We start from the raw sequence: 12,958 nt of genomic DNA on the forward strand, positions 1-12,958 counted from the left end.
CGATGTGGCGTCCTATTGTCCTGGCCGGATTGATCCTCAGTACTGGAGTGCTTGTCGTGCACGCTGAAACACCCGCCCCAACCGCTGCGCCGGATGCCTACCAGCAAAGCATCGAGCAATGGCGCGCCCAGCGCGTCGCCCGGCTTACCGCGCCCGAAGGCTGGCTCAGCCTGATCGGCCTGGAGTGGCTGCAGGATGGCCCCAACAAAGTCGGCAGCGTGGCCGACAACGATATCGTGCTGCAGGCCGGGCCGGCCCATCTGGGCGTGGTCACGCTCGACAAGACCGGACAAGTGCAGATCAAGCTCGATGCCGGCAGCGGCGCGACGATCGACGGCAAGGCAGTGCAGGAAGCCACCCTGATCGACGATGTGCACGCAAGCGGCAATGCCTCGCCGACGACGGTGGCGTTCGGCACGGCGAATTTCTATGTGATCGATCGCGAGGGCCGCAAAGGCCTGCGCGTGAAAGACACCACGGCTGCCACGCGCCAGCATTTCCTCGGCATCGACTACTTTCCGATCGATCCGTCCTGGCGCATCGTGGCCGACTGGGTGCCGTTCGATCCGCCGCACGATCTGCAGATGGGTTCGGTGATCGGCACCATCGATACGGTGAAGGTGCCGGGCAAGGCCGTGTTTACCCGTGATGGTCACACCTATGAACTGCTGCCCTATCAGGAAGAGCCGGGCGGAGAGCTGTTCTTCGTGCTTGCCGATCGCACGTCCGGCCACGAAACCTATGGCGCAGCGCGCTTTCTCTATGCGGCGCTGCCGGTAAACGGCAAGGTCGTGCTGGATTTCAACAAGGCCTACAACCCGCCGTGCGCGTTCACCTCGTTCGCCACCTGTCCGCTGGCGCCGCCGGAAAACCGGCTGGACCTGCGCATTGCCGCCGGCGAAAAGAAATATCGCGGCGCGCACTGAGATCGCGCGTTCCCTCCCTCGGCGTTGGGGGAGGGAACACATATCGGCGCGCAGCTGGCTGTTGGCTTATTGCCCCTTGAACACCGCCTTGCGCTTCTCCAGGAAGGCGCTGGTGCCTTCGCGCATGTCCTCCGTCGCAAACGCCAGCGCAAAGGCCTGCGTTTCGAATTCCAGTCCCTGGTCGATCGAGCTTTCCCCGCCTTGCAGCACGGTGTCCAGAATGCCGGCGGCGGCCAGCGGCGCGGCGGCCGCCAGCTGATCGGCGAGGGCATGGACCGTCTCGTCCAGTGCGTCGGCCGCCACCACACGGTTCACCACACCCAGTTCATACGCGCGCTGTGCGCTGATGGTGCCGCCGGTAAGGCATAGCTCCAGCGCCGCGCTGCGGCCCGCCAGGCGCAGCAGGCGCTGAGTGCCGCCGAAGCCGGGGATCAGCCCGAGATTGATTTCCGGCTGGCCGAACTTCGCCTTCTCGCTGGCGATGCGCAGATGGCAGGCCATGGCCAGTTCCATGCCGCCGCCCAGCGCAAAACCCTGGATGCGGGCCACCACCGGCTTGCCCAGCCGCTCGATGCTGCTCATCAGCCGCTGCCCGGTGCGCGAGAAGCTCTGCGCCTGGACCGGTGTGTAGCCGTTCATCTCGCTGATGTCGGCGCCGGCGACGAAGGCCTTTTCGCCCGCGCCGGCCAGCACCACCGCGCGGACGCTATCGTCCTGCGCGGCCTGGGCGAAGGCGAGGGTCAGTTCGTTCAAGGTCTCGCGATTCAATGCGTTGAGCTTGTCCGGCCGGTTGACGGTGATGGTGCGTACGGCATCGCGATTGCCGATCTCGAGATTGCGATAGGCCATTGCCTGGCTCCAGGTGAACGTAAAGGGTTGATTTTAGCAGCGGGAACCTTTGCCCCCATCTGGCTTTCTTACACAGACTCTCGATGGCGTCGCCGAATCGCCGGCATAGCTGCATCAAACGCCCGAACCCCTTAGGATGGCGCCTTTGACCGTCTGCCTGCCGCAACGGAGAAAGTAATGGCAAACACGCGTTGGCTGGTTTCAGGGTTTCTGCTGCTCGCCGCCGGTCCGGCGCTGGCGCAGCAGGCGCCGGCTGTGCCCAGCCCCTCGCCATCCGCGCCGAACGCAGCGGTGAAGCTGGACAAGCGCAAATTGTCCTACGCGATCGGCTACCGCATTGGCACGCAGTTCTCCGAGGGCGATTTCCCGGTGGACATGGTGGTGCTGCAAAAAGCGATCGAGGATGCCTACGCCAAGCGTGCACCGGCGGTTTCCAAGGAAGACATGTACCAGCAGCTGGTCAGCCTGGGCCAGCGCATGCACGAGCAGGCACTGGCCGAGTACAACCGCATCGCCGCCGACAACGGTCGCAAGAGCACCGAATTTCTTTCCCACAACGCCGGCTTGCCGGGCGTGGTGCAGCTGCCCTCGGGCATCCAGTATTCGGTGATCAAGAAGGGCGACGGCTCCATCAACCCCGGCATCGACAGCCTGGTCACCGTGAACTACCGCGGCATGCTGATCGACGGCACCGAATTCGACAGCACCTGGGCGCATGGCTCGCCGGTCAGTTTCACGGTGGATCGCGTGATCCGCGGCTGGCAGTACGTAATTCCGCGCATGCATGTGGGCGACCGCTGGAAAGTGGTGATCCCGCCCTCGCTGGCCTACGGCGAGCACGGCGCCTTGCCGCGCATCGGCCCGAACCAGGCGCTGGTATTCGATATCGAGCTACTGGACATCAAGCCGCCGAATCCGCAGGCCCCCGGCCCCTGACGCCGGCAGGGCGCCTGCGTTAGCATGGCGGGCGCATGTCGAACGATTCCCCCCTTTCCCAACCCGTCATCCTCAGCCCTTGCGTCGGCATCTGCCGGCTCGATCCGCTTGGCTATTGCGAGGGCTGCTATCGCACCGGCGATGAAATTGCGCGCTGGCGCAGCATGAGCGAGACCGAGCGCAACCATTACATGGACGTGGTGCTGCCCGCACGCGAGTCCGCCTGATGGAGGCGCTGCTGCGCGCCTTGCGCCCGCTGTCGCAGCCCCCGACCGCTCCCGGCTGGAACCATGCGCAGATGAATGATCTGCTCGGCGACGTGCCGCGCACGCCTGCCGCCGTGCTGATCGGTCTGCGCGGGGAAGCCTCGCCGCGAATGATCTTTACGGTGCGTACCGATCATTTGAGCTCGCACGCGGGGCAGGTGGCATTTCCCGGGGGCCGCACCGATCCGGACGATGGCAACGCATTGACCACGGCGCTGCGTGAAAGCGAAGAAGAGATCGGCCTGCAGCGTGGGCTGGTGATGCCGTTGGGTTATCTCGATTGCTTTGAAACCATCAGCGGTTTCTGCATCACGCCAGTAGTGGCGCGGATTGCCGACGAAGCACAGTTCCAGCCAGCGCCGGACGAAGTGGCCGAAGTGTTCGAAGTGCCGCTGGCGTTCTTTCTAGAGCCTGGCAACCTGCGACGCTACGTGATGGACTACCGCGGCCGTCGCCGCGAGATGGTGGAATTCCAGCACGATGGCCACCGCATCTGGGGCGCCACCGCGGCGATGTTGCAGAACCTGCTGCAGAGAATGGAGCACGCATGAAAACCACCTTGATCTCGGTCGATGAACTGGCTGCGCTGGCAGCGCCGGAGGTGCTGATCGTCGATTGCCGCCACGACCTGGCCGACGCCGGCAAAGGCGAGCGCGACTATCGCGCGGAACATATTCCGGGCGCGGTATTTGCCAGCCTCGACCACGATCTTTCCGATCTCTCGCGTATCCCGCTCGGGCTGGGACGGCACCCGTTGCCGTCGGAGCAGGTGTTCTCGGCCGCACTCGGGCGCTGGGGCTGGCGCCCCGGCCTGCAGGTGGTCTGCTATGACGCCGGCAACGGCGCGCTGGCGGCCGCGCGGCTGTGGTGGCTGCTGCGGCTGTGCGGCGTCAAGGATGTCGCCGTGCTGGATGGCGGCTACGCGGCCTGGAAGGCGGCCAACCGGCCCGTGTCGCATGACACACCGCAACCGGTGCCGACCGCCGTCGCGCTGCACTACGACGCCAGCCAGGTGCTGCTCGACCACGCCACGATCGCCGGCCTGCAGCAGGAACTGCTGCTCGATGCACGCGCCGCACCGCGCTATCTGGGTGAGGTGGAGCCGCTGGACCGCGCCGCCGGGCACGTGCCAGGTGCCGCGAACCGCGCCTTCGCCGACAATCTGCAGGCGGACGGACATTTCAAATCGGCCGCCGAATTGCGCCAGGCATTCATGGCGGTGATCGGCAACCATGCGCCGGAACAGGTGGTGCACATGTGCGGTTCGGGTGTAACGGCTTGCCACAATCTGTTGGCGATGGAGCACGCAGGACTGACCGGTTCGCGGCTGTATGCACCGTCGTGGAGCGGCTGGGTCAGCGATCCCGCGCGGCCGATCGCCACCGGCAAGGAATAAGACTGAGCGGCAGCGCGATCGCGCTGCCGTCTGCGTTGGCGGCGCTTATTTCGCCTTGCTTTTCAAGCGCGCGACCAGCTGCTGCAAGGTCGCCTGCGTCTGCGGATGGAAGAACGCGTCGACGAAGGTATCGATCGGCAGGCGATCGATATCCGCATAAGCATTGGTGAGATCGGCGCGGGCAATCTGGCGGGTGGCCAGCATGGCGTGCGAGGGCAGCGCGATGGTCTCGTTCAACCAATGCAGGGCGCGCACGGTGACTTCGTCCACATTGGTCAGCTCGTCGACGAAGCCGCAGGCCAGTGCCTGTTCGGCATCGATCAGTGCGCCGGACACCAGCAGGCGTTCCGCGCGATAGCTGCCGACCACGCGGCGCAGCGCCAGCTGGATGCAATCGGGCGCGATCAGGCCTACCTGCACTTCGTTCAGGCCGATGCGGTAAGGCCCCTGCGCCATCACGCGGTAATCGCAGAACAAGGAAAGCACCGCGCCACCGGCGGGGCTGTGGCCGGTGATCGCCGCAACCACCGGCACCGGCGAATGCGCCAGCGCGGCGCAGGTGGCAAAGAATTCACGCCAGAATTCACGCACGCCGGCGCGGTCGCGCGTAAGCAGTTCGGGTACGTCCACGCCGGCGCTGAACATGCCTTGCGCACCGGAAAAGACAATGCCGCGCGCCCCGTCACGCACGGCCTCGGCGATGCCGTTCTGAATTGCGCGCAGCAGCTCCAGATTGAGTGCGTTGACGGGCGGGCGCGCCAGCTGGATTTCCGTGATGGCGTCGTGCTTGATGAGGTTGAGCATGGCTTGGGCTCCGGCCGGCAGGCGTTCGTGTCACTGAGTGGCCATCGCTGCCTGCGCAGGCAGCGATGGTGTCACGCGAGCGGCAACTCTATCGTCAGGATTGCGGATCGTCATCTGCCGTCCACGTATAGCGTACGGCGTAGTCGAGCACCGCCTTGCCATTGGCCGGCACCTCGACCTTGAATTCCAGCGTATCGGTGGTTTGCTTGCTCGGTTTGCTGCTGGAGGAAGTCAGCGTCCAATTGCGCCAGCGATTGGGATGCTCGCGCACCGTCACCGTGCTTGCATGGTCGCCGGCATTGGTGAGCGTGATGCGGAAGGCTTCGTCCATGTTGCGGCCGGCCTTGTCGACATGGAAGCTGGTGCGCTCGTGATTGCCACGCAGATCGAAGGCGGTGCCCAGGGTGATGTTGGCGTCGCCGCCTTTTGGTGTGTCGTTGATGCGGCCTTCGCCGATAAATTGCGGCACGCCGTTGCGGTCGGCGGTCAGCACGCGCAGATAGCCGGCGGGCAGGCTGTCGAAGGCGCTGAACTTCAGGGTGCTGCTGACCGTGTTGCCGCCGTTGTTGTTGATTTCCATCGCGTTGATCATCGGCCGGTTCACCGTCCAGGTGCTGCCGTTTTCATACAGCTCGGTGCGTTCGCAGCTCAGCGTGCGGGCGGCATACAGCGGCACCTGGCTGATGCTGCCATCCGGCAGATCGACCGGCGCGGGCAGACTGTAGCTGCGGTAGTCGGCCAGGGACGATTGCACCGGCATCGGCTCGGCGGCGGCAGACGCGGACATCGACTTCATCATCATCATCGGGCGCGGGCCGCTGGACTTGGCGAAATTCGGTTCGCCGGCAATCAGGGTGAGCTTGGCGTTTTGCCAGTCGCTGCCGCTGCGATTGGCGATGCTGGCACGCGATTCGAACTGCATGCTGCAGGCGCTGCCGGGCTGCATGGTGGCGACGTAGGCGGCGCGCCAGCCAATGCCGGAGGTGGGATAGCTCAGCATGGCGGTGGTGTCGCCCGAGCGTGCGGCATCCACGCGCAGGCGCAGGCTGGAGCCGGCGGCAAGATGGCTGCCGGCCGTGTTCACGGCGGCATAGTTGCGCACCAGCGTGGTGCCGCTGCCGGCACTGCTGACGATCAGACCTTCGTCGCCCGCACGCAGCAGCGTACCGCTGGCCAGAGGCTGGCCATTATCGCCGAGCACGTTGATGGTGCTGCCGGTGAGGCCGGTAAGGGCGGCGTTGGCGCCCTGGCCAAGCAGCAGCCGTTGGGAGATGACCTTGGCTTCGCCGCCGGGAAAGCCGAGCGCCATGGCCTCGGCATCGAGTTGATTGGGCAATCCGCCCAGCACGATATCGTGCACACCGGCCTGCAGCGTCACGCTGCGCTGTTCGCGCACCACAGCGTAGCCATCGTCGACATTGCCGTTGCCATTGCTGGCATACAGGTCGGGGTTGTCGCTGCGATAGAGTGTGATCGATGCGTTGTCGGTAGCCTGCGCCAGCGGCGCGCCGCAGCATACGGCGCAGGCAAGGGCGAGGGCGGTTCGGTGCTGGATCCTCATGGCGCGCTCCATCGACAGGGGAGGCGCCATCATAGCCAGCACACCTGGATGCAGCGCGTGTGCTCAGCCGCCCTGCGGCACGGCGTTTTCCCCTGCTTCACGAACCACCGGCGGCAATGCCACCGATTTGCCGCTCAGCGGATCCATCCAGACCATCACCACGTGCCCATCGCAATACAGCGTGCCGCCGTCGGCGGCATCGACGATACGATGCGCGACCGTCATGGAGCTGTTGCCCAAACGCGCGCAGTGAAGCTCCACGCGCAACTGCGCCGGCCATGCGATCGGCCGGCGATAGTTGAGCTGGCTGGCAGCCATCACGGGCGCGGCGCGCTCGTTCATCCATTCGCCTTTCAGCTGCTGCAGCCACTGCAGGCGTGCTTCTTCCAGAAAGGTGAGGTAACTGGAATTGTTGACGTGATTGAAGGCGTCGAGGTCGCGCCAGCGCACGCCGATCGAGGCGGTGTAGAGCAGCACGGCTGCGTCGGAATCATTGCTGGCGATGGTCATGAGGCGACTTTGCGTTTTGCCTTGGGCTTGCCGTTCGCGCTGCTGGTATCAGCCTTGGCGCGCGCCGGCTTGGCGGGTTTGAGATGGGTGGCGAGGAAGCGGCCGGTATGCGAGCTCGCCGTCGCCGCCACGGTTTCCGGCGTGCCGGTAACCAGGATGCGGCCGCCGCCGGAACCGCCTTCGGGACCGAGATCGACGATCCAGTCGGCGGTCTTGATCACGTCGAGGTTGTGCTCGATCACCACCACCGTATTGCCCTGGTCGACCAGCTGATGGAGCACATCCAGCAATTGCTCGATATCGTGGAAATGCAGGCCGGTGGTGGGCTCGTCGAGGATGTACAGGGTGCGCCCGGTGTCGCGCTTGGACAATTCCTTGGACAGCTTCACGCGCTGCGCTTCGCCGCCCGACAAGGTGGTCGCACTCTGGCCGAGCTTGATGTAGTCCAGGCCTACTGCGCGCAAGGTCTCGAGCTTGCGCGCGATCACCGGCACGTTCTCGAACAGCTTGGCGGCGTCTTCCACCGTCATGTCGAGCACGTCGGCGATGGTGTGGCCCTTGTACAAAATTTCCAGCGTTTCGCGGTTGTAGCGCTTGCCGTGGCAGACGTCGCAAGGCACGTATACATCCGGCAGGAAGTGCATTTCCACCTTGATCATGCCGTCGCCTTCGCAGGCTTCGCAGCGGCCGCCGCGCACGTTGAAGCTGAAGCGGCCGGCGGTATAGCCGCGCGAACGCGCTTCCGGCACCTGTGCGTAGAGCTCACGCAGCGGCGTGAACAGGCCGGTGTAGGTGGCCGGATTGGAGCGCGGCGTGCGGCCGATCGGCGACTGGTCGATATCGACCACCTTGTCGAACAGATCCATCCCATCCACCGATTTGTACGGTGCCGCCTGGGTGCTGGAGCCGTTCAATTCCGCCGCCGCCAGGGCGAACAGCGTGTCGTTGATCAGGGTGGATTTGCCGGAGCCCGAAACACCGGTCACGCAGGTAAACAGCCCGGCCGGAATCGCCAGATCCACGTTCTTCAGATTGTTGCCGCTGGCGCCTTTCAGATACAGCCAGGAATCCTTGTCCAGCTGCTCGCGGCGCTCGCTCGGCACCTTGATCTCGCGCTTGCCGGAAAGGTACTGGCCGGTGATCGAACGCGGCGAGGCGAGGATGTCTTTCAGGCCGCCTTGTGCCACCACTTCGCCGCCGTGCACGCCGGCGCCGGGACCGATATCCAGCACGTAGTCGGCAGCGCGGATCGCATCTTCGTCATGTTCGACCACGATCACCGTATTGCCCAGATCGCGCAGCCGCGTAAGCGTGCCAAGCAGGCGTTCGTTGTCGCGCTGGTGCAGGCCGATCGAAGGCTCGTCCAGCACGTACATCACGCCGACCAGGCCGGCGCCGATCTGCGAGGCCAGGCGAATGCGCTGCGCTTCGCCGCCCGACAGCGTATCGGCCTGGCGGTCCAGCGTGAGGTAGTTCAGGCCCACGTCGTTGAGAAAGCTCAACCGCTCGCGGATTTCCTTGACGATCTTCACCGCGATCTCGCCGCGCCAGCCGGTGAGCTTGAGCTGCTCGAAGAACGCCAGCGCATCGTCGATGGAGCGCGCGGTAAGCACCGGCAGCGCCTGGTCGGCCACGAATACATGGCGCGCCGAGCGATTCAGACGCTGGCCGCCGCAATCGGGGCAGGGATGATCGCTGATGTATTTGGCCAGTTCTTCGCGCACCGCCGACGATTCGGTTTCCTTGTAGCGGCGTTCCAGGTTCGGCAGGATGCCTTCGAAGGCATGCTCGCGCGTGACCTTGCCGCCGCGCTCGGTGAGATAGCGGAAGGCGATTTTCTCGTTGCCGCTGCCGTTGAGTACCGCCTGCTGCACCTTGTTCGGCAGCTTCTGCCACGGCGTATCGACATCGAAGCCGTAGTGATTGGCCAGCGACATGATCAGCTGGAAATAATGCGCATTGCGCCGGTCCCAGCCGCGCACCGCGCCGCCGGCCAGCGACAGCTCCGGATGACCCACGACGCGATCCGGCGAAAACACCTGGGTAACGCCCAGGCCGTCGCAAGTGGGGCAGGCGCCGACCGGCGAGTTGAACGAGAACAGACGCGGTTCCAGTTCCGGCAGCGAGTAGTCGCACACCGGGCAGGAGTAGCGCGAAGAAAACAATTGCTCGTTCGCTTTCGGGTCATCCATGTCGACCACGATCACCAGCCCGTCACCCAGGCGCAGCGCGGTCTCGAAGGATTCGGCCAGGCGCTGCTTGATATCGTCGCGCGGGCGGAAGCGGTCGATCACCACTTCGATGGTGTGCTTCTGGCGCAGGGTCAGGGGCGGCACAGCGTCCAGGTCGTGCACGGTGCCGTCGACGCGGGCGCGCACGAAGCCTTGCGCGCGCAACTGCTCGAATACCTGCACATGCTCGCCCTTGCGCTCGCGGATCACCGGCGCCAGCAGCATGAAGCGCTTGTCCGGATCCAGCGCCAGGGTGCTGTCCACCATCTGGCTGACCGTCTGCGCTTCCAGCGGAATGCCGTGGTCCGGGCAGCGCGGCGTGCCCACGCGGGCATACAGCAGGCGCAGGTAGTCGTACACCTCGGTGATCGTGCCGACGGTCGAGCGCGGGTTGTGCGAGGTGGATTTCTGCTCGATCGAGATGGCCGGCGACAGGCCCTCGATATGGTCCACGTCCGGCTTTTCCATCATGGACAGGAATTGCCGCGCGTAGGCCGACAGCGATTCCACGTAGCGGCGCTGGCCTTCGGCGTAGATGGTGTCGAAGGCGAGTGAAGACTTGCCCGAGCCGGACAGGCCGGTGATCACGATCAGCCGATCGCGGGGCAGGTCCAGGTCGATGTTCTTGAGGTTGTGCGTGCGTGCGCCGCGAATGCGTATGGTGTCCATGACACGCCGATATGGGGAAACGGAGCACTATACCAAGCCACCCCATGCGCCCCGTTCGGGCTACGTAAAAACCTGCTGACAACGTTATGTCAGCAGATGCGTTTGCAGACCGACTAGGCAGCGTGCAGAGGGCCGAATATGCTCGGCCGCTGTTTCCCCGGTTTTCTATGGCGGAGGGTGTGACATGACGGCAGGCAAGTGGATCTTGGGCGTATGCATGGCGCTGGCTGCAGCCCCCGTGCTGGCGGCCCAGCCCAGCGAGGCGCAGGTGCGGGAATTGATGCAGGTGATGGACGTGCCCGGCCAGTTCACCGTCATGAACAACCAGATGGCGGCCATGATGAGCCAGCAGCTGCCCTGCGTGGAGGCCAGCTTCTGGCAGACCTATATCGACAAGAACGGCCAGGAACAGCTGACCAAGGCGATGATCCCGGCCTACCAGCACCATTTCAGTGCGGACGAGGTCGAGGGCCTGATCAAGTTCTACAAGTCGCCGCTGGGGCAGAAGCTGGTCACCCAGATGCCCGCCACCATGGCCGAGGCCGCCCAGGCCGGCCAGCAGTGGGGGCGCCAGCGCACCTCGGACATGTTCTCGACCCTGCAGAAGCAGGGCAAGCTGGACGCCCAGGGCCGCTGCCCGGGTACGGCCGGCGGGGATAGCGGCGGCGCCCAGCCGGCCGCGCCGGTGCAGGACGGCGGCTCCAGCCGCTGAGCCGGGCCGGTACCTGGTCAGTTGTTGACCAGGGACGCCCTCCGTCGCTAAAATCCCCAGTTCGCTGCGACCGGAATCGGCTGCGGCGAACCCAAGAGAATAACGACAGAAGGGCTATTCCCATGAGTTATGCAGTCATCAAGACCGGTGGCAAGCAGTACCGCGTCCAGCAGGGCGACGTCCTGCGCGTGGAGCTGCTGAACGCCGAAGAAGGCGCCAGCGTGAAGTTCGACCAGGTGCTGCTGGTCGGTTCCGGCGAGTCCATCACCGTCGGCGCGCCGATCGTGTCCGGCGCCACCGTCACCGCCACCGTGCGCATGCATGGCCGCGCCGACAAGGTCCGCATCATCAAGTTCCGCCGCCGCAAGCACCACAAGAAGCAGCAGGGACATCGTCAGCATTTCACCGAAGTCGAGATCACGGGCATCAACGCCTGATACAGCCGGAGTAGACAGTCATGGCACATAAAAAAGGCGTAGGTTCATCCCGCAACGGTCGCGATTCGAACCCCAAGTACCTGGGCGTGAAGATTTACGGTGGCCAGGCCATTGAGGCCGGCAACATCATCGTGCGCCAGCGCGGCACGCAGTTCCATGCCGGTACCGGCGTGGGTCTGGGCCGTGATCACACCTTGTTTGCACTGGTCGACGGCGTGGTCGAGTTCAAGACCCGCGGCGAGGGCAACCGCCGGTACGTCAACGTCGTCAAGGCCTGATCCAGGCCCTCGCGTTGCAACGAAGGCCCCGCTTTGGCGGGGCTTTTGTTTTATGGCGGGGGACGTTGGCCGTTGCGGCCGGCACTCGCCCGACAACCTCCATGGCCGTCATTCCCGCGCAAGCGGGAATGCATCCTCGCCTTTTGCATCCGTGCAACATGGATTCCCGCTTGCGCGGGAATGACGGCGACGGGGCTACGATTACGATTCACGACCTACCCGGCACCCAATCTCATGAAATTCGTCGACGAAGCGATCATCAAAGTTCACGCCGGTGACGGCGGCAACGGCTGCATCAGCTTTCGCCGCGAGAAATTCATTCCGTTCGGCGGCCCCGACGGCGGCGACGGCGGCAGCGGCGGCTCGGTATGGCTGGTGGCCGACGAAGGCCTCAACACCCTGATCGACTTCCGCCACCAGCGCAGCTTCAAGGCCCAGCGCGGCCAGAACGGCATGGGCAGCGACATGTACGGCAAGGGTGGCGAAGACACCACCATCCGCGTGCCGGTAGGCACCGTGGTCACCAACGTCGATACCGACGAAACCATCGGCGACCTCACCGCCCACGGCCAGCGCCTGCTGGTGGCGCAGGGCGGCAAGGGCGGCCTGGGCAATATCCATTTCAAGAGTTCGGTGAACCGGGCGCCGCGCAAATCCACGCCGGGCACGCCGGGCGAAGTGCGCGAACTGAAGCTGGAGCTGAAGCTGCTGGCCGACGTGGGCCTGCTCGGTTTCCCCAATGCGGGCAAATCCACCTTTATCCGCGCGGTCTCGGCAGCGACTCCGCGCGTGGCCGACTACCCGTTCACCACCCTGCATCCGAACCTGGGCGTGGTCAGCCTGGGCACCGACCAGAGCTTTGTGATTGCCGATATTCCCGGCCTGATCGAAGGCGCCGCGGAAGGCGCCGGCCTGGGCATCCAGTTCCTGCGCCATGTGTCGCGCACGCGCCTGCTGCTGCATCTGGTGGACATCGCGCCGATCGACGGTTCCGACGTGGTCGAGCAGGTGCATGCGATCGAGCACGAATTGCAGAAATTCGATGCCGAACTGCTGGAGCGCCCGCGCTGGCTGGTACTGAACAAGGCGGACGTACTGCCGGAAGACGAGCGCCAGGCGGTGGCCGAGGACATCATCAAGCGCCTGGGCTGGACCCAGCCGTGGTTCCTGGTCTCGGCGATCGCGCGCGAGAACACCATGTCGGTGTGCCAGCAGGTGCAGCGCTTCTTCGAAGAGCAGCGCCAGGCGCGCGAAGGCCGCACCGATATGCTGCCCGGCGACGTGCGTCTGCGCGGCGAGTGATCTTTGCTCCCTCTCCCCTGCGGGGAGAGGGTTGGGGTGAGGGGCCAATCTGGCGATAAAGCTTGCAGATGCCGCTCAAAG

The 12,958-nt window shown here is 65.0% G+C and carries 12 protein-coding genes and 1 pseudogene; 8 read left to right on the top strand and 5 right to left on the bottom strand.

Annotated elements, in window-relative coordinates; translation table 11 throughout:
- Nucleotides 1–2 precede the first annotated feature (2 nt).
- The gene (locus IGX34_RS19875; RefSeq protein WP_192557489.1) at nt 3–926 is read left to right on the top strand and encodes a DUF1684 domain-containing protein; all 924 of its coding nucleotides are present in this window, start codon (nt 3–5) and stop codon (nt 924–926) included.
- A gap of 66 nt (nt 927–992) precedes the next feature.
- On the opposite strand, the gene IGX34_RS19880 is transcribed toward IGX34_RS19875, so the two are convergent.
- Entirely contained in the window at nt 993–1,775 is a 783-nt protein-coding gene (locus IGX34_RS19880) for an enoyl-CoA hydratase/isomerase family protein (protein WP_192557490.1), read from the bottom strand.
- A gap of 177 nt (nt 1,776–1,952) precedes the next feature.
- Here IGX34_RS19880 and bamJ point away from each other — a divergent pair, with 177 nt between their 5' ends.
- From bamJ to IGX34_RS19895, 3 genes and pseudogenes are all read left to right on the top strand, one after another.
- On the top strand, nt 1,953–2,711 hold the full coding sequence (gene bamJ, locus IGX34_RS19885) for a BamJ family beta-barrel-assembly machinery protein (protein ID WP_192557491.1): 759 nt from the start codon (nt 1,953–1,955) through the stop codon (nt 2,709–2,711).
- Nucleotides 2,712–2,746: 35 nt separating this feature from the next.
- Nucleotides 2,747–3,528: pseudogene (locus tag IGX34_RS19890) on the top strand (CoA pyrophosphatase).
- On the top strand, nt 3,525–4,373 hold the full coding sequence (locus IGX34_RS19895; RefSeq protein ID WP_192557492.1) for a sulfurtransferase: 849 nt from the start codon (nt 3,525–3,527) through the stop codon (nt 4,371–4,373). The pseudogene IGX34_RS19890 and the gene IGX34_RS19895 overlap by 4 nt, the downstream one beginning before the upstream one ends.
- Before the next feature lie 45 nt (nt 4,374–4,418).
- Here IGX34_RS19895 and IGX34_RS19900 read toward each other — a convergent pair whose 3' ends face one another.
- The 4 genes from IGX34_RS19900 to uvrA form a co-directional block, all read right to left on the bottom strand.
- On the bottom strand, nt 4,419–5,177 hold the full coding sequence (locus tag IGX34_RS19900) for an enoyl-CoA hydratase/isomerase family protein (protein ID WP_192557493.1): 759 nt from the start codon (nt 5,175–5,177) through the stop codon (nt 4,419–4,421).
- Between the two features lie 94 nt (nt 5,178–5,271).
- Nucleotides 5,272–6,738 carry a DUF4139 domain-containing protein gene (locus IGX34_RS19905; RefSeq protein WP_192557494.1) on the bottom strand — a complete coding sequence of 489 codons (1,467 nt, stop codon included), beginning with the start codon at nt 6,736–6,738 and terminating at the stop codon, nt 5,272–5,274.
- 63 nt (nt 6,739–6,801) lie between these two features.
- Nucleotides 6,802–7,248, bottom strand: a complete 447-nt coding sequence (locus tag IGX34_RS19910; RefSeq protein WP_192557495.1) for an acyl-CoA thioesterase — start codon at nt 7,246–7,248, stop codon at nt 6,802–6,804.
- Complete coding sequence (gene uvrA / locus IGX34_RS19915; protein WP_192557496.1) at nt 7,245–10,148, bottom strand: excinuclease ABC subunit UvrA; 2,904 nt, start codon at nt 10,146–10,148, stop codon at nt 7,245–7,247. Before uvrA ends, IGX34_RS19910 begins: the two co-directional genes overlap by 4 nt.
- 184 nt (nt 10,149–10,332) lie before the next feature.
- Here uvrA and IGX34_RS19920 point away from each other — a divergent pair, with 184 nt between their 5' ends.
- From IGX34_RS19920 to cgtA, 4 genes are all read left to right on the top strand, one after another.
- Nucleotides 10,333–10,860: a DUF2059 domain-containing protein gene (locus IGX34_RS19920; protein WP_192557497.1), complete on the top strand. Its 528-nt coding sequence runs from the start codon at nt 10,333–10,335 to the stop codon at nt 10,858–10,860.
- Between the two features lie 122 nt (nt 10,861–10,982).
- On the top strand, nt 10,983–11,297 hold the full coding sequence (gene rplU / locus IGX34_RS19925; RefSeq protein ID WP_192557498.1) for a 50S ribosomal protein L21: 315 nt from the start codon (nt 10,983–10,985) through the stop codon (nt 11,295–11,297).
- Between the two features lie 20 nt (nt 11,298–11,317).
- Nucleotides 11,318–11,575 carry a 50S ribosomal protein L27 gene (gene rpmA, locus IGX34_RS19930; RefSeq protein WP_192557499.1) on the top strand — a complete coding sequence of 86 codons (258 nt, stop codon included), beginning with the start codon at nt 11,318–11,320 and terminating at the stop codon, nt 11,573–11,575.
- A 234-nt stretch (nt 11,576–11,809) separates the two neighbouring features.
- Nucleotides 11,810–12,877: an Obg family GTPase CgtA gene (gene cgtA, locus IGX34_RS19935; RefSeq protein ID WP_192557500.1), complete on the top strand. Its 1,068-nt coding sequence runs from the start codon at nt 11,810–11,812 to the stop codon at nt 12,875–12,877.
- Nucleotides 12,878–12,958 lie beyond the last annotated feature (81 nt).

The sequence above is a fragment of the Dyella acidiphila genome (assembly GCF_014863405.1).
Lineage (GTDB): Bacteria > Pseudomonadota > Gammaproteobacteria > Xanthomonadales > Rhodanobacteraceae > Dyella_B > Dyella_B acidiphila.

Bases quoted from the DNA above. Each gene is read 5' to 3' on its own strand.
- IGX34_RS19875 (WP_192557489.1), top strand. From the start codon at position 3: ATGTGGCGTCCTATTGTCCTGGCCGGATTGATCCTCAGTACTGGAGTG.
- IGX34_RS19880 (WP_192557490.1), bottom strand. From the start codon at position 1,775: ATGGCCTATCGCAATCTCGAGATCGGCAATCGCGATGCCGTACGCACC.
- bamJ (WP_192557491.1), top strand. From the start codon at position 1,953: ATGGCAAACACGCGTTGGCTGGTTTCAGGGTTTCTGCTGCTCGCCGCC.
- IGX34_RS19895 (WP_192557492.1), top strand. From the start codon at position 3,525: ATGAAAACCACCTTGATCTCGGTCGATGAACTGGCTGCGCTGGCAGCG.
- IGX34_RS19900 (WP_192557493.1), bottom strand. From the start codon at position 5,177: ATGCTCAACCTCATCAAGCACGACGCCATCACGGAAATCCAGCTGGCG.
- IGX34_RS19905 (WP_192557494.1), bottom strand. From the start codon at position 6,738: ATGAGGATCCAGCACCGAACCGCCCTCGCCCTTGCCTGCGCCGTATGC.
- IGX34_RS19910 (WP_192557495.1), bottom strand. From the start codon at position 7,248: ATGACCATCGCCAGCAATGATTCCGACGCAGCCGTGCTGCTCTACACC.
- uvrA (WP_192557496.1), bottom strand. From the start codon at position 10,148: ATGGACACCATACGCATTCGCGGCGCACGCACGCACAACCTCAAGAAC.
- IGX34_RS19920 (WP_192557497.1), top strand. From the start codon at position 10,333: ATGACGGCAGGCAAGTGGATCTTGGGCGTATGCATGGCGCTGGCTGCA.
- rplU (WP_192557498.1), top strand. From the start codon at position 10,983: ATGAGTTATGCAGTCATCAAGACCGGTGGCAAGCAGTACCGCGTCCAG.
- rpmA (WP_192557499.1), top strand. From the start codon at position 11,318: ATGGCACATAAAAAAGGCGTAGGTTCATCCCGCAACGGTCGCGATTCG.
- cgtA (WP_192557500.1), top strand. From the start codon at position 11,810: ATGAAATTCGTCGACGAAGCGATCATCAAAGTTCACGCCGGTGACGGC.